General features: G+C 37.2%; 21 protein-coding genes, 1 tRNA gene and 1 pseudogene. 15 read left to right on the forward strand and 8 right to left on the reverse strand.

Annotated elements, in window-relative coordinates; translation table 11 throughout:
• Positions 1–5 precede the first annotated feature (5 nt).
• The gene (gene ribD, locus CYP28_RS02615; protein WP_103592980.1) at positions 6–1,073 is read left to right on the forward strand and encodes a bifunctional diaminohydroxyphosphoribosylaminopyrimidine deaminase/5-amino-6-(5-phosphoribosylamino)uracil reductase RibD; all 1,068 of its coding nucleotides are present in this window, start codon (positions 6–8) and stop codon (positions 1,071–1,073) included.
• Here the strand turns inward: ribD and CYP28_RS02620 are convergent.
• The 3 genes from CYP28_RS02620 to CYP28_RS02630 all read right to left on the reverse strand — a co-directional run bounded on the left by CYP28_RS02620 (position 1,070) and on the right by CYP28_RS02630 (position 2,420).
• Positions 1,070–1,933: a VIT1/CCC1 transporter family protein gene (locus tag CYP28_RS02620; RefSeq protein ID WP_103592981.1), complete on the reverse strand. Its 864-nt coding sequence runs from the start codon at positions 1,931–1,933 to the stop codon at positions 1,070–1,072. The two genes, ribD and CYP28_RS02620, sit on opposite strands and share 4 nt — an antisense overlap.
• A 54-nt stretch (positions 1,934–1,987) precedes the next feature.
• Positions 1,988–2,072, reverse strand: a tRNA-Leu gene (locus CYP28_RS02625).
• A gap of 45 nt (positions 2,073–2,117) precedes the next feature.
• A complete protein-coding gene (locus tag CYP28_RS02630) occupies positions 2,118–2,420 on the reverse strand; it encodes a F0F1 ATP synthase subunit C (protein WP_004317263.1) in 303 nt (100 codons plus the stop codon).
• A gap of 205 nt (positions 2,421–2,625) precedes the next feature.
• Between CYP28_RS02630 and CYP28_RS02635 the strand changes: the two genes are divergently transcribed.
• The 7 genes from CYP28_RS02635 (at position 2,626) to pckA (ending at position 12,153) form a co-directional block, all read left to right on the forward strand.
• Positions 2,626–3,972: a sodium-dependent transporter gene (locus tag CYP28_RS02635; protein WP_103592982.1), complete on the forward strand. Its 1,347-nt coding sequence runs from the start codon at positions 2,626–2,628 to the stop codon at positions 3,970–3,972.
• Positions 3,969–5,300 (forward strand): sodium-dependent transporter, encoded by a 1,332-nt coding sequence (locus tag CYP28_RS02640; RefSeq protein WP_103592983.1) that lies wholly within the window; start codon positions 3,969–3,971, stop codon positions 5,298–5,300. The genes CYP28_RS02635 and CYP28_RS02640 overlap by 4 nt, the downstream gene beginning before the upstream one ends.
• A complete protein-coding gene (locus CYP28_RS02645) occupies positions 5,300–6,640 on the forward strand; it encodes a sodium-dependent transporter (RefSeq protein ID WP_103592984.1) in 1,341 nt (446 codons plus the stop codon). The genes CYP28_RS02640 and CYP28_RS02645 overlap by 1 nt, the downstream gene beginning before the upstream one ends.
• Positions 6,641–6,649: 9 nt before the next feature.
• Positions 6,650–7,159, forward strand: a complete 510-nt coding sequence (locus tag CYP28_RS02650) for a TRAP transporter small permease subunit (protein ID WP_103592985.1) — start codon at positions 6,650–6,652, stop codon at positions 7,157–7,159.
• Entirely contained in the window at positions 7,159–8,547 is a 1,389-nt protein-coding gene (locus CYP28_RS02655; protein ID WP_054196248.1) for a TRAP transporter large permease, read from the forward strand. Before CYP28_RS02650 ends, CYP28_RS02655 begins: the two co-directional genes overlap by 1 nt.
• A gap of 123 nt (positions 8,548–8,670) precedes the next feature.
• Positions 8,671–10,473, forward strand: a complete 1,803-nt coding sequence (locus CYP28_RS02660; RefSeq protein WP_103592986.1) for a biotin/lipoyl-containing protein — start codon at positions 8,671–8,673, stop codon at positions 10,471–10,473.
• A 105-nt stretch (positions 10,474–10,578) separates the two neighbouring features.
• On the forward strand, positions 10,579–12,153 hold the full coding sequence (pckA, locus tag CYP28_RS02665; RefSeq protein ID WP_181000421.1) for a phosphoenolpyruvate carboxykinase (ATP): 1,575 nt from the start codon (positions 10,579–10,581) through the stop codon (positions 12,151–12,153).
• Between the two features lie 372 nt (positions 12,154–12,525).
• Here the strand turns inward: pckA and CYP28_RS02670 are convergent, their stop codons facing one another.
• From CYP28_RS02670 to CYP28_RS02680, 3 genes are read right to left on the reverse strand one after another with little or no spacing between them, the layout of a single operon-like run.
• Positions 12,526–13,881, reverse strand: a complete 1,356-nt coding sequence (locus CYP28_RS02670; RefSeq protein WP_103592988.1) for a cation:dicarboxylate symporter family transporter — start codon at positions 13,879–13,881, stop codon at positions 12,526–12,528.
• Positions 13,882–13,892: 11 nt separating this feature from the next.
• Positions 13,893–14,387, reverse strand: a complete 495-nt coding sequence (locus CYP28_RS02675; protein WP_103592989.1) for a peptidylprolyl isomerase — start codon at positions 14,385–14,387, stop codon at positions 13,893–13,895.
• Between the two features lie 11 nt (positions 14,388–14,398).
• On the reverse strand, positions 14,399–15,106 hold the full coding sequence (locus CYP28_RS02680; RefSeq protein WP_103592990.1) for a YebC/PmpR family DNA-binding transcriptional regulator: 708 nt from the start codon (positions 15,104–15,106) through the stop codon (positions 14,399–14,401).
• 151 nt (positions 15,107–15,257) lie between these two features.
• Between CYP28_RS02680 and CYP28_RS02685 the strand changes: the two genes are divergently transcribed.
• The 4 genes from CYP28_RS02685 to CYP28_RS02700 are packed head-to-tail and all read left to right on the forward strand — an operon-like array spanning position 15,258 to position 18,734.
• Positions 15,258–15,812 (forward strand): GNAT family N-acetyltransferase, encoded by a 555-nt coding sequence (locus tag CYP28_RS02685; RefSeq protein ID WP_103593354.1) that lies wholly within the window; start codon positions 15,258–15,260, stop codon positions 15,810–15,812.
• The gene (locus CYP28_RS02690) at positions 15,809–16,012 is read left to right on the forward strand and encodes a heavy-metal-associated domain-containing protein (protein WP_087579699.1); all 204 of its coding nucleotides are present in this window, start codon (positions 15,809–15,811) and stop codon (positions 16,010–16,012) included. The genes CYP28_RS02685 and CYP28_RS02690 overlap by 4 nt, the downstream gene beginning before the upstream one ends.
• 1 nt (position 16,013) lies before the next feature.
• Positions 16,014–18,191 carry a heavy metal translocating P-type ATPase gene (locus tag CYP28_RS02695; protein WP_103592991.1) on the forward strand — a complete coding sequence of 726 codons (2,178 nt, stop codon included), beginning with the start codon at positions 16,014–16,016 and terminating at the stop codon, positions 18,189–18,191.
• Positions 18,192–18,194: 3 nt separating this feature from the next.
• Entirely contained in the window at positions 18,195–18,734 is a 540-nt protein-coding gene (locus CYP28_RS02700) for an oxidoreductase (protein ID WP_103592992.1), read from the forward strand.
• A gap of 2 nt (positions 18,735–18,736) precedes the next feature.
• Here CYP28_RS02700 and CYP28_RS02705 read toward each other — a convergent pair whose 3' ends face one another.
• Positions 18,737–19,126, reverse strand: coding sequence for a hypothetical protein (locus CYP28_RS02705; protein ID WP_103592993.1), 390 nt, complete (start codon positions 19,124–19,126; stop codon positions 18,737–18,739).
• A 204-nt stretch (positions 19,127–19,330) separates the two neighbouring features.
• Between CYP28_RS02705 and argH the strand changes: the two genes are divergently transcribed.
• The 3 genes and pseudogenes from argH to CYP28_RS10865 all read left to right on the forward strand — a co-directional run bounded on the left by argH (position 19,331) and on the right by CYP28_RS10865 (position 21,860).
• On the forward strand, positions 19,331–20,731 hold the full coding sequence (gene argH, locus CYP28_RS02710; protein ID WP_103592994.1) for an argininosuccinate lyase: 1,401 nt from the start codon (positions 19,331–19,333) through the stop codon (positions 20,729–20,731).
• A 457-nt stretch (positions 20,732–21,188) separates the two neighbouring features.
• A pseudogene (locus tag CYP28_RS10860) lies at positions 21,189–21,467 on the forward strand (methyl-accepting chemotaxis protein); the annotation flags it as partial.
• Between the two features lie 84 nt (positions 21,468–21,551).
• The gene (locus tag CYP28_RS10865; RefSeq protein ID WP_374048490.1) at positions 21,552–21,860 is read left to right on the forward strand and encodes a CZB domain-containing protein; all 309 of its coding nucleotides are present in this window, start codon (positions 21,552–21,554) and stop codon (positions 21,858–21,860) included.
• 40 nt (positions 21,861–21,900) lie between these two features.
• Here the strand turns inward: CYP28_RS10865 and CYP28_RS02720 are convergent, their stop codons facing one another.
• On the reverse strand, positions 21,901–22,254 hold the full coding sequence (locus CYP28_RS02720; protein WP_072594719.1) for a histidine triad nucleotide-binding protein: 354 nt from the start codon (positions 22,252–22,254) through the stop codon (positions 21,901–21,903).
• Between the last annotated feature and the right edge of the window lie 93 nt (positions 22,255–22,347).

Genomic DNA, 22,347 nt, shown 5'->3' on the forward strand with positions numbered 1-22,347 from the left:
TATAGATGAACGACGAATTTTACATGGATCTTGCTTTAAGCGAGGCTTGGAAATTTCAAATATTAACCTATCCAAATCCAGCCGTTGGATGCCTTATACTTGATGAAAATGGACAAATTTTATCTTGCAAGGCTCATGAAAAGGCTGGATATTTGCACGCTGAGCCAACGGCGATAGTCTTTGCGCTTTGCAGGAAAAGTAAAAATTTCCAAGATAAATTTCTAAAAGCATATAATGAAAAATTTTTCTTAAATTTAAAGCCTATTGATCTTGAAGATCAACCTTTAGAGCCAAAATTTACCTACGAATTTATACTAAACAACCACTCAAATTTACTAAAAAATGCAAAAGCTTACGTCACACTTGAGCCTTGCTCTCATCATGGTAAAACGCCACCTTGTGCAAATTTACTAAAAGAACTTGGCTTTAGCGAGGTGATAATAGGAAGCCACGATGAAAATAAAATAGCAAGTGGCGGTGGTAATTTGCTCAAGAGCGCTGGTATAAAAGTTAAATTTGGCGTTTTAAAAGAGCGCTGCGATAAGCTGCTTGAACCATTTTTGGCATATCAAAATGGTGGTTTTATTTTTTTAAAAATCGCAATTAGTAAAAATGGCGTAGCAAGTGGTGGTATCATCACAAATGAACTTAGTCGCACGCATGTCCATAAACTAAGAAGCGTCATAGATACGCTAGTGATCGGCGGCAACACAGTGCGAGTTGATCGCCCAAAGCTTGATAGTAGGCTAGTAAGTGGCGGCAAAAATCCAGATGTCATAATCTACTCAAGAAGTGATAAATTTGATAAGACGATACCACTTTTTAGCGTGCCAGGGCGCAAAGTCAGCATTCAAAAAGAGCTTAGCTTAACAGGACTTAGCATGTTTGAAGGTGCTGGCGAGTTTTTAAAACTTGCAAAAGATGGCAAGCTAGCAAACGTAAAATGGCTACTTATCTATCAAAGCTCAAATTTTAGGGATGGTAAAAACTTGAGCCTTGATCTAAATTTAAAGCCACTATTTAGTGGAAATTTTGGAGACGATAGCTACACTTGGTATGAAATTTTGGATTAAATATCTAGGCCAAAATAGTGCTTAACTAAAAAACCAATGCCAAACGAAATGATCGCAACACCAAAAGTTATCACGCACATTTCAATCACTCTTGGCAAAAATTTAAGCTCTTTTGCCACGCTTATGTAAAAGTTGTAAGTGATAATGGCAACAAAGGCAAAGAAAAACATCGACAAGACAGCGTAAACACCACTTGAAAAGATGAAAAATGGAAGTATTAAAAACGCCGTTGTTATGATGTACGAACCACCTGTGTAGAGCGAATAGGTAAGCGGTTTGATCTCGTCACTTGGATTTTCTTTTGACTCAAGATATGCTGACCCTGCCATAGAAAGAGCAGCTGCAATGCCCATGATAAGGCCCGTTGCACCAACTGATTTTGTATTTGAAAAAGCTAGAGCGATGCCACTTAGCGTGCCAGTTAGTTCAACTAATGCGTCATTCATACCAAGAACGATACCACCGGCATTGACTAGTTTCGTGTCTTTTAGCATAGAGATTAAATTATTTTCATGATTTACTTCTTCATTATAAATATCTCTAGCTTCAGGATACTCATCAACAATACCAAGATAAAATTGCTCTGCGTCTTCTTCACGTGACTCCATAAATTTTAAAGTAAAAGATGTACCAAAAATTTTAACAAGTATCGTATAGAAGACGACTTTGAATAAATTTGCAGTTCTGCTCTCACCTGTTATCTTTTGGCAAAAAGCATAATGTCGTTTTTCCTCAGTGATTAATTTACGAAGTATTTTTTTATTTTCTTCATTTTTTTCACTAGCTTCAAGTAGCGTATAGATAGCGGTATCATCCGCTTCATTTTGTAGCTGTTTTAAAGCACGCTTTTTATCTAGCATAAATTCCCCTTTTTAAATTTTGTAAGATTTTAGATTTTTAAGTGTAAGATTAGATGGTGCGATCAGCGAGACTCGAACTCGCACACCTAGCGGCACTACCCCCTCAAGATAGCGTGTCTACCAATTCCACCATGATCGCAAAAAGATTAAAGCCCCAAAGAGGGGCTAAATTTAAGCTTTACGCTTAGCCAAGCATTGGGTTTGCGTAAAGAACGATAAGTGTAATAACAAGTGCGTAGATAACTTGTGCTTCGATCATCGCAAGAGCGATAAACATTGTAGTCATAAGTTTGCTACCAACACCTGGGTTTCTAGCTGTTCCGCTAATTGTTGCAGCAGCTGTATTACCCATACCAATAGCGCCACCAAGAGCTGCAAGGCCAAGGCCAATACCACCAGCGATAACTGAATATGATCTAATCATCTCGCCATCAGCGCCAAATGCGAATGCAGCAAGACCAAGAATTAAAAACACGATCTTTTTCATCGTTGCTCCTTTAAAATTTTAAAGCTCTTTCGGATCTGTCCCCTACTTAAACTTTATGAGCCGTAATATTACAAAAACAAAACTTTGTTTCAAATAAAAACACTAAAAATTTAAATTGCCCATAAAAAATTCTTGGCTTAGAAAAATAAAAGTTTTTTTATGTTATCTTTGAAAAAATTAATTTATTCTTAATCTCAGGTAATCAATGATAAATGAAAAATTTTCAAAAATAGGCTTTGTTCTTGCTATGGCGGGATCGGCTGTTGGACTTGGTAATGCATGGAAATTTCCAACAATGGTAGGAAACAATGGCGGCTCAGCGTTTATAATTTTATATTTACTTCTCACGTTTGCTATCGCTTTTGTAGCGTTTTTAGCAGAGCTTAGCATTGGTAAGCTTGGTGAGAGTGACGTTGTAAGCTCCATTTATAAACTTGCTCCAAAACACAAAAAAATATGGTCTTTTTCAGGCTTTTTTATGATAGGAGCGATACTTATTGCTTCGTTTTATATGGTTGTCATTGGCTGGATATTAAAGTATATTTATCTTGGCTTTTCGCCACTTTTAAGCAATCAAGAAGAGGCAGCCCAGCAGTTTAATACACTTTTGGCAAATGATCTAACCAGTGCCGTGCTTTGCTTTAGTCTAGTCTTTTTAATGGTATTTTTTGCTGTTTCAAAAGGTGTGAAAAGTGGCATTGAAAAGCTAAATATCTGGATGATGCCGGGCCTTTTTATACTGCTTGTTTGTATACTTTTTTATGCAATTAGTATGGGTGATGGCTTTGTTAAGGCGGCTAAATTTTTATTTGTACCAAATTTTAGCGCGATCACGCCAGATGTTGTTTTGCAAGCTCTTGGACTTGCATTCTTCTCGCTATCTATGGGTGTTGGTGTAATACCGACATACGCTGCAAATTTACCAGAGCAGACAAATCTTATAAAATCAACGCTTTCTATCATCTTTATAAACATATTAATAGGCGTTATGATGGGACTTGTGGTCTTTACATTTATATTTGCTTATGGAGCTGATAGTACGGCAAGTGGACCAGGGCTTATTTTTATCTCACTTGTTACGCTTTTTGCAAAGCTTGGGATAGTTGGCAATGTTATGGCTATCGCATTTTTTGTTTCACTTTTATTTGCTGGTGTTACAAGTGCTGTTTCGATGATAGAACCATTTGCTTATTATTTGGTTAGAAAATTTGAAATTTCACGCAAAATGGCTCTTGTTTATATTGGAATTTTTGTCTATATTTTAGGCCTTTTTTGTATTTTTTCATATTATGCGCAGACGGCTAATATCTTTAGTATTTTTGGTAAGCCAGTCTTTGATGCACTTGATTTTCTTACTTCAAACATAATGATGCCAATAGGTGCTATAATTTTTAGTTTTTTTGTTGGCTATAAACTTAAAAAAGAGAGCCTATATCTACTCTTTGGCGAATTTATGGGAAAAGTATTTTTTGAAATTTGGTATTTTGCTTTAAGATACATCGTACCAATCGCAATTTGCGCCATCATGATCTATCAAATAGCAGGTAAATGATGGATAGATTTAGTAAAGTTGGTTTTGTTCTTTCTATCATTGGAGCGGCTATTGGCCTTGGTAATGCATGGAAATTTCCATATATGGTCGGTAGTAATGGCGGTTCAGCATTTATTCTTATATATCTATTTTTTGCTTTTGTGGTTGGGCTTAGCATATTTTTTGCCGAGATGGCAATGGGTAAAATTTCACGCCTTGACACGGTTGGAGCATTTAAAAGTCTAGCTACAAAGGGGGCAAATTCTTGGAAATTTGCTGGTGTTGTGATGGTGACAGGGCTATTCATCGCATCTTTTTACACGCTTATTATCGGCTGGGTTTTAAAATACGTTATCTTAAGTCTTGGCGAGCTTCCAAAAGATATGGCAAGCTCAGAAGCGCTTTTTGTAAATTTTACTTCAAAGGGTATAGAGGAGCAAATTTTATATTTTAGCATCGCTTTTTTTACATACTTTTTTATACTTACAAAAGGTATAAAAAGTGGAATAGAGCGTATAAATGTATATCTCATTCCAGCACTTTTTATTTTGCTTTTGCTTATGCTTGGATACTCTTTTGGCATGAATGGATTTGATGAGGCGGCTAAATTTTTACTAGTGCCTGATTTTTCAAAGATAGATCAAGGCGCTATCTTAAATGCTCTCGGGCTAGCTTTTTTTACGATGTGTATTGGCATTGGCTGCATTTTAACTTACTCATCAAGCCTAGGCAATGATACAAATTTATTCACTTCATCACTTTATGTAGTCTTTGCAAATATAATTATTAGCGTAATTATAGGGCTTATAGTTTTTACATTCACCTATGAATTTGGCTCAGAGCCATCAAAGGGTGCAGGGTTAGCATTTATCTCGCTTCCAACGCTTTTTGCAAAGCTTGGTTTGCTTGGAAATTTCTTGGCTTTTGCATTTTTTACATCTTTATTTTTTGCTGGTATAACATCGGTTATTTCGCTAGTTGAGCCATTTATATTTTTCTTAAATAAAAGTTTGGGATTTAGTAGAAATAGATCAATTATTATTGTCGGTGCCGTAGTTTATGTTTTAGGGATTTTATGTGCATTAAGCGGCATTGGCGATTTTAAAGAAGCACTTACATTTTTTGGTAAGAGCTTTTTTGATTTGCTTGATTATCTTAGCTCAAACATTATGCTCCCACTTGGTGGCATTATATTTGCCATTTTTGTTGGGTACTTTATGAAATTTGAGCTTTTAAAAGAACTATTTTTGCCTTATATGGGTGAGATTGTTTTTAAAATTTGGTATTTTTTAATAAGGTTTGTGGCACCAGTTCTAGTTTTTGTGGTGTTAGTAAGGGAGATTGCATAATGGCAAAAGAACAGTTTTCTAAAATAGGTTATGTTTTAGCAGTTGCAGGATCAGCTGTTGGACTTGGAAATGCATGGAAATTTCCATATATGGTCGGTGAAAATGGCGGATCAGCATTTGTTATTTTATATCTTTTGATAACGTTTTTAGTTGGCATACCTATCTTTATGGCAGAGCTAAGTATTGGCAAACTTAGTGAGAGCGATAGTGTAAATGCCTTTAGAAAGTTAGCGAATAAAAATAAAAATTTATGGCAACTGGTTGGAATTTTAGCTATGGTAACCGCAGCTATAATCTCATCTTACTACATCGTGATCATCGGTTGGGTCTTTAAGTATTTCACACTATCTTTTACCGGTCTTCCAAACGATATAGAAAGTTCAAAAGTAATATTTAACGAGCTTCTTACACATGGTCTTGGCGAGCAGACACTTTATTTTGTTATAGCATTTGTAGCTTGCTTTTTTATCCTTTCAAGAGGAGTGAAAAGTGGCATTGAAAAGCTAAATGTTTGGATGATGCCAAGCCTATTTATCATGGTTTTAATCATGCTTATCTTTTCTATGACGATGAATGGCTTTACAAAATCGGCTGAGTTTTTACTTGTTCCTGATTTTAGTAAAATTTCATTTAACTCGCTCTTGCTTGCTCTTGGGCTTGCTTTTTGGACACTATCTCTTGGTATGGCAGCGATCATTACATATTCAGCTAGCTTAAGTGATGATACAAATTTAGCTACTTCTACGCTAAGTATCGTTTTTATAAACATCGTCTTAGCCATCATGATGGGTCTTGTTATCTTTACATTTATATTTGAATTTGGTGCCGAGCCGTCTCAAGGACCAGGACTTGTCTTTATCTCGCTTCCAACGCTCTTTGCTAAGCTTGGTGTGATAGGTCAAATTTTAGCTGTGGCATTTTTTGCAGCACTTATCTTTGCTGGCATTACTTCAGCTATCTCTATCGTAGAGCCGTTTGTATTTTTCTTGATCAGAGAGTATGGCATTAGCAGGATAAAAGCTCTTAGCATAGTTGGAGTCGGTATTTTTGTTTTAGGATTTTTATGTCTTTTATCAAATATAGAAAACGTTGGCGACAAATTTATGCTCTTTGGTAAAAATTTCTTTGATTTTCTTGACTTTACCGCTTCAAATGTTTTGCTTCCAATTAGTGGTATTGGTGGAGCGATATTTGTTGGATATTTTATGAAAAGAGAGGCACTTTATGTGCTATTTAGTCCATATATGAGCGACTTTGTATTTAGTGCATGGTATTTTTTATTAAGATATGTGGCACCAGTTTGCGTATTTATCATCATGATAAATAAATTGTTTTTTTAAGGGTTGTTTATGCAAAAAGTTGAGAAATTTTTTGATAAGGTTGGCGATATAGTCGGCTATATTTGCATGTTTATTATGGCTTTGATGATAATAGACGTCTTTTTTAACGTCGTAGCAAGATACTTTTTTTCTTACGGCAATGTCGCTTTTCAGGAACTTGAGTGGCATTTTTTTGCCGTAATATTTTTGCTCGGTATGAGCTATGCGTTAAAAGAAGATGCACACGTTAGAGTTGATATCTTTTATGCTAAATTTTCACCAAAAAATAAAGCTCTTGTAAATATGATAGGAACTGTTATTTTTGTAATTCCATTTGCACTTTTGGTTTCAAATTTATCGTTTGAATTTGTGAGTGATGCTTATACTTCAGCTGAAGCTAGTGCAGATCCAGGCGGTCTTACTCACAGATGGATCATAAAAGCACTTATTCCTTTTTCTTTTTATCTGCTTGTATTTTTTGCGATCGGCTTTTTTATAAGAAATTTTAATCTTTACAAAAAAGCTAAAAGGGGGGAGTAATGGCTGGTTTGATAATGTTTATAGCTGCACTTTTAATGCTAGGTATTGGCTTTCCAGTAGCCTTTACCTTTGGTGCAGTTTCGATGATATTTGGCATGATTGGTAGTATTGTTGAGAGCATTGGAGACGGAGATGGGCTACTTGGAAGCATCGAAGTTTTCAAAGATATGTTTAACTTCATGCCTTATAGAATTTTCTCTATCATGGAGAGTAGAATTTTTATAGCAGTTCCACTTTTTGTATTTATGGGCGTCGTGCTTCAAAAGTCAAAACTAGCTGAGAGGCTACTTGAGAGCATGGGTATGCTTTTTGGAGAAATTCGCGGAGGTATTGCTATTAGCACTATCTTGGTTGGAGCGCTTCTTGCAGCTTCAACTGGTGTTGTTGGTGCAAGTGTCGTTGCAATGGGCGTTATAAGCTTGCCTGTTATGTTAAAGTATAAATACGACCAAGCGCTAGGTTGTGGCACTATATGTGCCGCTGGTACGCTTGGGCAGATCATTCCACCTTCTATCGTGTTGATTATTTTGGGTGATATATTTTCAGTGCCAGTTGGTGAACTTTTTCATCAAGCCATCATCCCAGGACTCACGCTAGTAGCAGTTTATATCATTTATATTTTGATTGTTGCTTATTTGAAACCAGATACAGCACCGGTAGTAAAAGATGAGAGCGGTGTTAGTAAATTTAAGCAGATTATGAGAGCATTAATCGCTATCTTTCCGCCGCTTTTACTAGTTATTTGTGTATTGGGCTCTATATTTGCAGGTATCGCTACACCAACTGAAAGTTCAGCTTTTGGCTGCGTTGGAGCCATTATTTTAGCTATTTTTTATAGGACGTTTTCATTTTCTATGATAAAAGAGGCATTGGCAGAAAGCGTAAAAACTACAGCACTTGTCTTTGCCATACTTGTTGGTGCGACAGCTTTTTCTATGGTATTTAGTTATACTGGTGGAGATGAGATTGTTGAAAAATTTATGACAAATTTACCAGGCGAGAAGTGGGGCTTTATTATTTTTAGTATGGTTGTCATCTTTGTGCTTGGCTTTTTTATCGACTTTGTTGAAATTTCATACATTGTGCTTCCTATCTTGGTGCCAATAGCCGCAAAGCTTGGTATAAATCCAATTTATCTAGCAATCTTAGTTGCTATGAATTTACAAACTTCATTTTTGACGCCGCCATTTGGATTTAGCTTATTTTTCCTAAGATCAGTCGCACCAGCTGAGATAAAAACGACTGCTATTTATAAAGGTGTTGTGCCTTATATTTTTATTCAGCTTGCTGTACTTGTATTTTTCTGCGTCTTTCTAATGGAATTAAAGCCAATGCTTGATGCGAGCCACGGCGGATTATTAAACTTCTTACTCTCACTTTTTAAATGATATAAAAGTTTTTGGTTGTAAAATACCAAAAAACAAGCAAAATGGCTAATTTGAGTTTCTTGCCAATTTAGCCATTTTTTATGACCGCTTTTTAGTAAATTTATAAATTTAATGAGGTGAAATATGGCGAAGAAATTTATCGATGTTATGGATACGACCTTTAGAGATGGCTTTCAGTCAGTTTATGGCGCTAGAGTGCTTATGAATGACTTTTTGCCTGCGCTTGAAGCAGCTAAAGAGGCTGGCATAGAGCATTTTGAATTTGGCGGAGGAGCGAGATTTCAAAGCCTTTATTTTTACCTAAATGAAGATGCTTTTGCAATGATGGATAAATTTAGAAGCATCGTAGGACCAAAAGCAAATCTTCAAACCCTAAGCAGGGGCGTAAATACCGTCACACTTGATACTGGCAGCCGTGAGCTAATCGACCTTCACGCAAAGCTTTTCAAAAAACATGGAACCACCACCATCAGAAATTTTGACGCACTAAATGACGTTGAAAATTTAAAATATTCAGGCGAGAGGATCGCTCATCACGGACTAAAACACGAAATCGTCGTTACTATGATGGATCTACCTAGTGGTTGTGTGGGAGCTCATGATGTTAAATTTTATGAGAAAATTTTAAGAGAAATTTTAGATGCAAACATCCCTTATCACAGCGTTTGCTTTAAAGATGCAAGTGGCACAAGCAGCCCACAAAAGGTCTATGAAACCATAAAAATGGCTAGAAAGCTACTACCAGAAAAAACTCATATCAGACTTCACACTCATGAAACCGCAGGCGTAAGTGTGGCTTGCTATCTTGCAGCGCTTGAGGCTGGTGTCGATGGCATAGATCTAGCCGCAAGCCCAGTAAGTGGCGGTACAAGCCAGCCAGATATCTTAACTATGCTTCACGCAGTTAAAGGCAAAAACTATGATCTTGGCGGACTTGACGTGGAGAAAATTTTAAAATACGAAAGCGTTTTGAATGACTGCTTAAAAGAGTACTTCTTACCACCTGAAGCCGTGCAAGTAAGTCCGCTCATACCATTTTCACCGATGCCAGGTGGTGCGCTCACTGCAAATACCCAGATGATGAGAGATAACAACATCTTAGATAAATTTCCAGAGGTTATCCTTGCGATGCGTGAAGTAGTGCAAAAGGGTGGATACGGTACTTCAGTGACCCCGGTTAGTCAGTTTTACTTCCAGCAAGCATTTAACAATGTGATGTTTGGCAAGTGGAAAAAGATCGCCGAGGGGTACGGCAAAATGGTACTTGGCTACTTTGGCAAGACTCCGGTCACACCTGATAAAGAGATCATCAAGCTTGCTAGCGAGCAACTAGGCTTAAAACCAACCACAAAACACGCTGTTGATATAGCTGATAAAGATGAGAGCAAGTCACTTGCGCATGTAAAAGAAATTCTAAAGCAAAACAATATAAAAACTACCGAAGAAAATATATTTATAGCAGCTGCTTGTAAAGAAAAGGGCATCGCATTTTTAAAAGGTGAAGCCAAAGTAAATGTAAGAAAGATCGATCCAAATGCTAAAGCAAACGAGGGCAGACAAACTCAAAGTGGCAGATATAGTGTCGTCGTAAATGGTAGCCGCTACAATGTCGAAGTAAGCGAGGGCTTTAACGATAGCATCCAAGTAAAATCAATCACTGAAGTTGAAGGTAAGAGCGTAAAAAATGCCAAAAGTGCAGCAGCAGGTGCAACTGAAAATGATATCGTTGCTAGCTTGCCAGGCGCTGTGCATAAAATTTTAGTAAGTCCTGGCGATCAAGTCAAAAAAGGGCAAGCTGTAGTCGTGCTTGAAGCAATGAAGATGGAGATAGAGGTCAAAGCCCCAAAAGATGGTGTGATAGGCTCTATTGAAGTTAGCAAAGGTCAAAGTGTCGCGAACAATCAAGTGGTGGCTAAATTTAAATAAATTTGCCCATTTTAAAAAGAGAGTGTTAAGCGAAATTTGATTAACATTTTGATGACTTTTAGGTCAGAATTTATAAAAAATGAAATTTTAAAAGGAAATAACATGATAAACAAACTAGACGAACTAGGTCTAAAAGAGATCAAAAAGATAAATCACAATCTAAGCTACGACGAGCTTTTTGAGCTTGAAAAGGCAAACAACGAAGGCAGGGTTTCAAGCAACGGTACATTTATGGTTGATACGGGAATTTTTACTGGAAGAAGCCCAAAAGATAAGTATTTCGTCAAGCAAGATCCAAGCCAAAAATACATCGCTTGGGGTAAGATAAATCAGCCTATCACAAAAGAGCTTTTTGACAAGCTTCTTAAAAAAGCAAAAGAGCAGCTAAGCGGCAAGGAAATTTTTATCCAAGACGCATTTTGTGGAGCTAGCAAAAAGAGCCAAAAATCAGTCCGTTTTGTCACTGAAGTAGCATGGCAAGCACACTTTGTAAAAAATATGTTCATCCGTCCAAGTGAAGCGGAGCTAGCTAAATTTGAGCCTGATTTTGTAGTATATAACGCTTGTAAAACAAAAAATAAAGACTACAAGGCTGATGGGCTAAATTCAGATGTCTTTGTTATCTTTAACGTCGAAGAAAATGTTGCAGTGATCGGCGGCACATGGTACGGCGGCGAGATGAAAAAGGGTATTTTTTCTATGATGAACTACTGGTTGCCACTTGAAGGTAAACTAAGTATGCACTGCTCTGCAAATGTAGGCGAGAAGGGCGATACAGCGCTATTTTTTGGCCTATCAGGTACTGGCAAAACCACACTTTCAACTGATCCAAAACGCAAACTAATAGGCGATGACGAGCATGGCTGGGACGATGATGGCGTGTTTAATTTTGAGGGCGGCTGCTACGCAAAATGTATCAACCTTGATCCAAGCAGCGAGCCAGAAATTTACGCAGCGATTAGGCGTGATGCGCTACTTGAAAACGTCGTGGCTGACGAAAAGGGCGTGGTTGATTACAAAGATGGCTCAAAGACTGAAAACACACGTGTGAGCTATCCGATCTATCACATCGACAATTACGAGCCAAGCTCAAGTGCCGGCCATCCAAAAAATATTATCTTTTTAAGCGCTGACGCTTTTGGCGTGCTTCCTCCAGTTGCAAAGCTGACAAAAGAGCAGGCGATGTATTATTTCCTAAGTGGCTATACAGCAAAAGTTGCTGGCACAGAGCGCGGTATAACTGAGCCTGTTGCTACTTTTAGCGCTTGCTTTGGCGAGCCATTTATGCCACTTCACCCAACTGTCTATGCAAAACTACTAGGTGAGAAGATCGATAAACACGGCGTTAATGTCTATCTTGTAAATACAGGCTGGAGCGGCGGTGCTTACGGCATTGGCAAGCGTATGAGCATAAAAGCGACACGTGCTTGCATAAATGCAATCCTTGATGGCAGCATCACAAAATGTGAGTTTGAAAATTTTGATAAATTTAACTTTGCTATACCAAAAGAGCTTGATGGTGTCGAGACAAAACTGCTAAACCCTATAAACACATGGGCAAATCCTGCTGAGTATAACGCTTCACGTGATAAGCTCGCTAAAATGTTTGTTGAAAATTTCAAACGTTATGAAGATGTAAAAGAGGGTGTTGAGTACGCTAAAGCTGGACCAAAAGCTTAATTTATATGGCCTTGCAAAGCTTCTTGTAAGGCTGTTCCTAATATCTTACAAGAATTTTTAGTTGGTATTTTTGATATGGCTAAATTTAAAGTATCTCTCTTCCAAATTCCAAGCTCAAGTATTACATTTGCAAATTTATTCTAGTAAGTAACAAAATATTAGGTATTGCCAAATATATGAGTTACTAATAAAATTTTTCTATTACACTTAGCCTCTAGTTTTTCTTTTTGTGCTTGAACCAGTTATCAAATATCATTTATTGCGATGCTGTTTTTAAAATTTTTATAGGTTTGAGGAAGTAGATAGAGCGCATTAAATTTAGAATAAAAAGAAAAATAAGGGCAAAGTTGCCCTTATAGTTATAAGTGTATATTATGAGTGAAAGTGAAATTCCTCTGGATGATCTAGTGCGTATCTAAATTTCTCCATATCGACCTTTTTATCCCAGATAGATACGATCATGCAGCCAACGGCATTACCGCAAAGGTTACCAACAGCACGCATCTCTGACATAAATTTATCAACACCAAGTAGCACAGCTACGGTGACTACTGGTATGCCAGTGCTCGGAAGTGCGCTTAATGTGCCAGCAAGGACGACAAAGCCCGATCCTGTAACGCCAACTGCGCCTTTACTTGTGATCATTAGCACGATTAAAATGCTTATTAGATGCTCAAAACTTAGCGGTATATTAAATGCTTGAGCTAAGAAAATAACGCTTAGGCTTAGATAGATGTTTGTGCAGTCAAGGTTAAATGAGTAGCCAGTTGGGATGATAAGGCCAACAGCGCCTCTGTTTATACCAGCTGATTCTAGCTTTTGCATAAGCGGCGCAAGAGCTGTTTCGCTCGAGCTTGTCGCAAAGACTACCAATACCTCTTTTGAAATAAAACGCATAAATTTAAAGACATTGATTTTCGCAAAATAGCAGATAACGCCAAGCACCACAAAGATAAAAAAGCAACTTGCAAGTGCCATAACAACCAAAAGCTCCATCATGCCAAGAAGCGTTCCGATACCAAATTTACCGATTAGATAAGCCATAGCTGAAAATGCAGCCACCGGGCTAAAGAGCATAAGCCAACTAAGAAGTTTTAAGACATAGTGCTGAATAAATTCAAGTGGCTTTAGGCAAGCTTGTTTTTTATCATGAGCTAGCAGTGAAAGTACGATGGCAACGATAATAGCCATGAAAAGTACTTGAAGTGTGTTTGATTTTATAAATGGATCAAGTATATGCACGTAAGGAAAAATGTCATCTACTGGCACAGCACCTCTTAAAAGATGAAGTGTATGTGCTACAAACCCACTATTTGCGTCCATATTTGCAGCCTGAGATGTAAATTTAGCTACGCTTGAGGCATCAAGCTGAGTGTAGTCAAGATTCATGCCATGTCCTGGACGAAGTGTCTCGCCAAAGATGATACCAACAGCAAGCGCAAGCGTACTAACTATCTCAAAATAGATAAATGCCTTTAATCCAATAGATCCAAGATCCTTCAAACTCTCAAGCCCAACGATACCTGAAACGATCGTTAAAAAGATAATAGGGCCGATTAAAATTTTAAGTGCTTTTATAAAATAATCAATGCCTGGCTTGCTTGCTATACCAAGCTCAGGTGCGACCATGCCAACGATAACGCCACCAACAATACCGATCACAACCCAAAAGGCAAGATTGGTAAATAATCTTACAGCAAGATTTCCTTGCTTTTTAGTATTATTCATAAATTTCCCCTTTATAGGCTTTCTCTGATCTTAGCAGAGATGATCTTATCGCCTTGTCTTATAGCGTCAAGCACCTTTAGGCTCTCTTCATCAACGCATTTTCCAAAGACTGTATGCACGCCGTCAAGATGAGGTTGTTTGCTATGACAGATGAAAAACTGTGATCCGCCAGTATCACGCCCTGCGTGAGCCATGCTAAGGCTACCGCGCTCGTGTTTTACCTTTTGGTTGCCACATTCACATTTTATTCTCCAGCCAGGACCGCCTGTACCTGTGCCATTTGGACAACCGCCTTGGATGACAAAATTTGGTATAACTCTGTGAAAATTTAGACCATTATAAAAGCCTGTTTTTATCAAATGTACAAAATTTGCGACAGCTTGTGGAGCTTCTTCGGCAAAAAGTTCAAGTCTTATCTCGCCTTTGTCTGTCTCTAAAACTGCAAATTTATCTTTTTTAAGCTCGTCTAAATTTATATCATAAATTTTTAATTCATCAAAACGCATGTATATCCTTTTTATTCAATATTTGTATAAACTGCTTGAACGTCATCATCGTCTTCTAGCTTATCAAGAAGCCTCTCGACCTCAAGCATTTGCTCTTCGCTTAGATTCACGGTTTGATTTGGTAAGTATTGAAGTGAAGCTTTTTTAACTACTAAATTTAGCTTTTCGATACCTTCATGAAGTGTGCCAAAATTTGCATAGTCGCCATAAACATATAGCGTTTCATCGTCAGCCTCGATATCGCTTAGACCATAATCAATCAGTTCAAGTTCGACCTCTTCGATATCTGCGCTTGGTTTTTCAAGCTCAAAAACGCTCTTTCTTGTAAACATAAAGCTAAGGCTGCCACTTGGTAAAATTTCTCCACCATTTTTGCTAAATATCGCTTTAACATTGGCAACCGTTCTTGTTGGATTGTCGGTCGCACACTCAACGATAATTTGCACGCCGTGAGCTACTTTGCCGTCATAAAAAATAGTCTTAATATCGGCGCTATCTTTGCCATTTGCTCTTTTTATAGCTGCATCGATGTTATCTTTTGGCATATTTTCAGCTTTTGCCGCTGCGATAGCTGCGCGAAGTTTAGGGTTCATATCCGGATCACATCCGCCATCTTTTGCCGCTACTGTTATAGCCTTTGCAAGTTTTGGAAATACCTTGCTCATCTTATCCCATCTAGCTTCTTTTGCCGCTCTTCGGTACTCAAATGCTCGTCCCATAAATATCCTTAAATAAATTTTTTACGGATTATAACTAAAAAAATTTTATACTTTTTTAAAACATTTTTAGTTTGCCTATTGGGGTTATTAATTTGTAAATCATAAATTGATATTTGGTAAAAATTTAAGCTAGAGTTTTATAATGACGCACATGATACAAAATGCCCAAAAACAAGATGCAAAAAGCTGCATAAAGCTACTAAATCTAGCAATGGAGGATATTGCCTACAAGCTAAGTGGCTACGACGATCCTATTAAAAGTGATGAAATTTTAGAAATTTTTTTCAAAAGTGAGACAAATAGACTTAGCTATAAAAATGTCTTTGTTTATAAACATAACGAGGAAATTATAGCTGCTATGTGTGCTTACTTTGGTGGCGACGTGGAGCAGCTTGATAGAGAAATTTCACAGCATTTAATGGCTCTTGGCAAAGATGACAAGGTAGAAAAAGAGTGTTTTGACGATGAGTTCTATATAGATAGTATCGCTGTTGATGAAAATTTTAGAGGCCAAGGGCTTGCAAAAGAGCTCATAAGGCATTCGTTTGTCAAGGCAAAAGAGCTAGGGCATAAAAAGGTTTCATTAATAGTAGATACAAATAAGCCAAAAGTTCGTAAATTTTACGAGAGTTTGGGCTTTAAATTTAATGTCAAGAAAATTGTAAATTTACATGAATACGACCATATGATAAAGGAGATAATATGAAAACATTTGAAGCAAACAATATCCACTGCCAAAACTGCGCAAACACTATAAAAAACGCACTTGAAGATGACTTTGGCAAGATAGAAGTTGATCTTAGCAAAGAGCCAAGACAAGTTAGGGTTGATCTTAAAGATAGTGAAGTTGAAAAATTTAAATCTGAAATGGCTGATCTTGGATTTGACGTTATAAAGGAGCTTTGATATGCCTTTAAAAGTCAAGCTAAATATAGCGGGAATGAGCTGCGTAAATTGCTCAAACGCTATCGAGAAAGTTTCTAAAAAGATAGATGGGGTGCTTGAAGCAAATGTAAATTTTGCAAATGCAAGCGGCGAATTTGTCCTAAAAGACGCTAGCGTGCGTGAAGTTTTAGAGCAAAAGATAAAGAAGCTTGGCTATTTTGTGGCGACAAATATTGATGAATTTGAAGCCAAAAGAGACGAGCATATAACTGCGATCAGAAATAAATTTATATTTGCATTTCTAGCGAGCATGGTCATCATGGCGCTTGAGATGTTTGTAAGGCCTAGCGTGGTTGTAAATTTAGCCATTTTAGCGCTTGGCTTTTTGGTGCTAGCTTTTAGTGGCAAAGACTTCTTTGCTCACGCCATAGAGGCTGTTAAAAACAAAAACTACGATATGAACGTGCTTGTAGCTCTTGGAAGCGGCAGTGCATTTTTATACTCGCTTTTTGCTGTGATCTTTTCAGATTTCATCCCAGATGATCTAAAAAATGTCTATGTCTCGGGCGCAGCGATGATAATAGCCTTTGTTTTGCTAGGTAAGTATCTTGAAGAGCGCTCAAAGGCAAAGGCAGGCGACTACCTAAAGACGCTACTTAAAATTTCTCCAAAAACCGCCTTTTTGGTCATGCCAGATGGACATAGTAAAGAGGTAAATGTAAATGAGCTAAAAGTAGGCGACATCGTCATCGTAAAAAATGGCTACAACATCCCAAGTGATGGCGTGATAGTTCAAGGTGGCGCTGAGATAGATGCTTCTATGCTTACAGGAGAGAGCTTGCCAGTTTATAAAGAGGTGGGAGATGGCGTATTTGCCGGCACTCTAAACACAAATGGCTACATAAGCGTCAAGGTGACAAAGAGTTCTTTTGAAAGCTTGCTATCTCAAATTTTAAGCTTATTAAGCGACGCTAGCTCTAAAAAGATGCCTATCGGACGGCTGGCTGACAAGATAGCAAACATCTTTGTGCCAAGTGTGGTGGCGATCTCAGTTCTTACATTTTTTATATGGATAATTTTTAGTGGAAATTTCGCCTATGCGATCTCTAGCGCGATCTGCGTGCTTATCATCTCATGCCCATGCGCACTAGGACTTGCCACGCCAATAGCAATCGTAAGCTCGCTTGCACGTGGTGCAAAAGCTGGAATTTTAGTAAAAAATCCAGAAGTTTTAGAGCTAATAAAAGATGCTAAATTCGTAGCATTTGACAAAACAGGCACACTTAGTAAAGGGCAAATCAGCGTCAAAAGCTCAAATTTAAGCGAGCAAGATTTAGCTCTTATCGCTTCTGCTGAAAATTTAAGTGAGCATCTCATCTCAAAAGCTATCGTTAGATATGCAAAGCAAAAATGTATAGATTTACAAAAGCTAAATGGAAAATTTCAAAATGTTGTCGGGCAAGGCATCATCTATGAAGATGAGAATAATCATATAATAATCGGAAACGAAAAGTTGCTTTTGGCAAATGAAGTGAGTTTAAATTTAGATGAAAGTAAAGCTATAAAAGAGGCTACAAATGATGGAAGTGGCGTAATACTTTGTGCTATAAATAAAAAATTTGTCGGTTTTTTAACGCTTAGTGATGAGCTAAAAGACGAAGCAAGCGATGTTATAAATGAGCTTACTAGTCTAAATTTACAAAGTGTGATCCTCTCAGGCGATGACAAGAAAGTAGTTGCAAATATCGCTAAAAAGCTAAATGTAAGCAAATATCACGCAAATATGTTGCCTGAAGATAAATTTAATGAGATAAAAGAGCTTGCAAGCCACGGTGGCGTTATCTTTGTTGGAGATGGTGTAAATGACTCACCATCGCTTAAAGAAGCAAGTGTTGGCATCGCTATGAACTCAGGCTCAGATATAGCAAAAGGTGCTGGAGATATCGTGCTTGTTAAAAATGATTTGCGTGGCGTGACTGGACTAGTTAGACTAGCAAATGCTACTATGGCAAACATAAAAGAAAATTTGTTTTGGGCGTTTATGTATAACGCGATTTGTATTCCAGTGGCTGCAGGCGTGCTCTACCCTGTCTTTGGGCTACTTTTAAGCCCAGTTTATGGCTCAATGGCGATGTGTCTTAGCTCTGTTACTGTCGTTTTAAACGCACTTAGACTTAGATATCTACGACTTAAGGATTAAAATTTGAAACTTGGAGAACTTTATAGCGTTGTAGCGGCTGCGCTTGCTGCAAATTTTAGTGGCATTTTGGATGTTTCATCTTTTATGCGTATCAAAAAGACAAATGCGTGGATAACGCAGACTAATAGCGAAGCAAATAAAAAAGGCAATGAGCTTTATGCCAAATTTATCAAAGATGAAAGTAGTGCTGCTTTATGTGACGATTTTGTCATTTTAAAGTCAAAATTTGAGGCAAGTTGCTATTTTTCGTCTGCAAAAGATGATCTAGCTCAATTTTATAAGGCTATAAATTTTCAGCCAAAGATGGGCGAGCTTGATAGCATCTCAAATCAGCTAATTTTAATAGCAAATATTTTAAAAAATGAGGCAACTCTTGAGTCTATGAAACTTCTTGCAGCTTTTAGTGTCTCATTTTTCTTGCCTTATGCTAAACAGCTTTCAAGAGATATCCAAAAAGACGCAACTAGCAATTTTTATAAATCAATGGGATATTTTTTAGAGGATTTTTGCTTAGTTTTAGAAACTATTATTGGTAAGTCTTAGTTTTAAGCCTGTGCCATTTCTATCATTTGAGTTTTAATACTTAAAATATTATTTTGGATTGCCGATTGCTCTAAATTTAAGTAATGAAGCATTTGCATAGAATTACGATCTTTTAGGCTTTGGATACTTGAAATTTGATGCGAAATATCTAGCTTTTGATCTTGTAATTTTTCTAAGTCCTTTTGTAACTGTATAGTGCTCGCTTTATTAATAATTATAGGGGAAATTTTAGCATCCTCTCTTTGTTCTACATGTACTTCATTGCTTCTAACAATATCTTTCTTGTTATAACCGGAAGATACTAGCATGCTTGTTTTTGAGCTATTTGAAGAGATAGATGTATAGCCATCATGATAGAAAATGTTTGAGTTCATATTCGCATCTATTTGCATATCATCTTTCCTCTTATAGATTATTTTTATTTTAAACTATCTCAATAGAAAATTAAAATAGTTTTTGAAAAGTTATATCTTGAATTATATTTCTATATCCTTAAAGATAAATTATATTTATAACTTTTTTGCAACTTTATAGTTAAAATACCCAGTTAAGTGCTATTTTGTTAAAATTACGCAAAACTAATTAAAGGCAAAGCTATGAAAGAAGAGAAAAACGCACACAAAAAGATGTGGGAGGGCAGATTTAGCGAGGCTAGTTCGAAGCTACTCGAGGAATTTAATGCTTCTATAAATTTTGATAAAAATCTTTTTGAAGAAGATATTGCCAGTAGCAAGGCTCACGCAAAGATGCTTGGAATTTGTGGAATTTTGAAAAAAGATAAGTCAGAGGCGATCATAAGGGGGCTTGATGAGGTTTTATCTGAGATAAGAGCTGGTAAATTTGAGTTTAAGTTAGAAGATGAAGATATACATATGGCAGTTGAGAAGCGCCTTAGCCAGATCATCGGCGCCGAGCTTGGAGGCAGACTGCACACAGCTAGAAGTAGAAATGACCAAGTTGCGCTTGATTTTAAATTTTACGTATTGAAGAAAAATTTAGAAATTTCATCTCTCATCAAAGAGCTCATCGCCACGCTTACAAATTTAGCCAAAAACCACAAGGATACGCTAATGCCAGGCTACACGCACCTTCAGCACGCCCAGCCGGTAAGCCTTAGCTACCATTTGCTAGCTTATGCGTTTATGTTTAAAAGAGATTTCGAGCGTTTTATTAGCTCATATGAGCGAAATAACCTAAGTCCGCTTGGCTCAGCAGCACTTGCTGGCACGCCACATAAGATAGACAGGAACATCGTTGCAAGCGAGCTTGGCTTTGCAGGCTGCACGCAAAATGCGATGGATAGCGTGAGCGACCGCGACTTTGCGCTTGAAATTTTATTTAACATTAGCGTTTTTATGACGCACGCTTCTAGGCTTTGTGAGGAGCTCATACTTTGGAGTTCGCAAGAATTTGGCTTTGTAAGCATCAGTGACGCTTATAGTACAGGAAGTTCCATTATGCCACAGAAGAAAAATCCAGATGTAGCCGAACTCATACGCGGTAAAACTGGGCGTGTAAATGGAAATTTAGTAGCGCTACTAACTACGATGAAAGGCCTACCACTTGCTTACAATAAAGATATGCAAGAAGATAAAGAGGGTGTGTTTGACAGCGTCTCAACCATTTTAAGCTCGGCTACTATCCTAAATGAGATGATAAAAACAGCTAAATTTAATGAAAAAAACATGTTAAAAGCGACAAAAACTGGGCATCTAAGTGCGACTGATTTGGCAGACTATCTAGTGCGTGAAAAAAACATCCCATTTAGAACGGCACATTTTATCACAGGCAAAGCTGTCGCAAAGGCTGAAAACTTAGGACTTGATTTAAGTGAATTAAATGAAGAGCAGCTAAAAAGTGTTGATGAAAATTTAGACGAAAATGCTATTAAATTTTTAGATCTTCACGCTTCAAAAGAGGCGCGTTGTTCGCAGGGCGGCACGGCAAATAAAAGCGTTGATGAGCAGATAGAAATTTTAGACTACTGGCTTAAGTAAAAAGAGTTATAATTATGCAAAATCTACAAATTTTAAAGGATGAAAAATGTTTTTTGATGGTAAGAATAAAGAGCTTTGTAGTAAAAATGAAGCTTTAGAGAGAGAAAATGAAGCTTTAAAGGCTGAAATTTTAGCACTTAAAAATGAGCTAAAAAATGTAAAAACTTGCGAGCCAAAAGAGCAAGCCAAGGATAAACAAGAGTCTGTAAATTTATTGCTTTCAAGTTATCAAGATGGTATAAATTTCTTGCAATTAACAATGGAAGAAAACCTAAAAATGCTTGAAAGTATAAATGGACTAAATGAAAAGACTTTCAAAGAGACAGGCGAACTCAAGTCGCAAACGGCTGAAATTTTAAACTCGATCGAGCAAGTAAGCCAGATGAGTAATGACCTTTCAAATGACGCATCTTCACTTGATGGAAGCGTAAATTCGATTGTTGAGATTATAAATCTAATTAAAGATATCTCAGATCAGACAAATTTACTAGCTCTAAATGCTGCTATCGAGGCGGCCCGTGCTGGTGAGCATGGACGAGGTTTTGCAGTCGTGGCAGATGAGGTTAGAAAGCTAGCCGAGCGTACTCAAAAAGCGACACTTGAAGTAGAAGTAAATATAAATGGCCTTAAGCAAAGTGCGAATACGATGATCGAAATGAGTGAGAATTTCTCAAAAATTTCTGCAAATGCTATGAAAATTTTAGGTGGATTTGAAGGAAATATCTCAAGCGTAAATGCAAATACGCAAAATATCCTAAATCAGGCTTTAAATGTTACAAATGAAGTCTATGTAAGCAATGGAAAAATAGATCATATAAATATGAAGCTAAATGGATATAGAGGCGTGCTTTTAAATGAATTTAATAAAATTCAAGATGTTCATGAGTGTAGATTTGGCAAATGGTATGAAAAAGATGTGAAAAATACTCTTGTAAAAGATGCCAAAATTCTCTCAAGTATCGCAGCTCATCATGAAAATGTTCATCATGGACTAGAAAAAGCGATGGTTATTTTTGCTGATAAAGACAAAGGAAATTTACCTGGCGTTGAAATATTAAAAGATGTCGAAAACTCAAGTAAAGTAGGTTTTGAAGAGTTGCTTGAAGCTATTAAGTCTGCAAGAAAATAAAATTTTAGACTCAGGCTTTGAGTCTAAAATTTAGAAGTTATTAAAATGTGCTTTGTGGATCAGCTACGCCTTCGCTCCAGCCAAGCTTCGCTCCACCAAGCAGGTGAAAATGTAGATGCATAACCTCTTGACCGCCGTTTTCACCGCAGTTTGTTATAAGGCGGTATCCGCTCTTATCAACGCCCATTAAGGTCGCCACTTCTTGGATAAATTTAGTCATCTCTCCCATTAAAATCGGATCCATCTCTTGGAAATTTTTATAGTGTTTTTTTGGGATGATTAGGATGTGGATTGGTGCTTTTGGGTTTATGTCGTTAAAAGCTAGAAATTTCTCGCTTTCAAGCACTTTGTTGCAAGGGATTTCACCAGCTACGATCTTTTCAAATATGGTCATTTTAGCTCCTTTGAAATTTTGCAAAATTATATCAAAGTGTGCTTAAATTTCGTGCTCTTTATCTTGATTTTAACTCTTTTTCTATAAAATCGA

The organism is Campylobacter concisus, assembly GCF_002914195.1.
GTDB classification, from domain to species: domain Bacteria; phylum Campylobacterota; class Campylobacteria; order Campylobacterales; family Campylobacteraceae; genus Campylobacter_A; species Campylobacter_A concisus_M.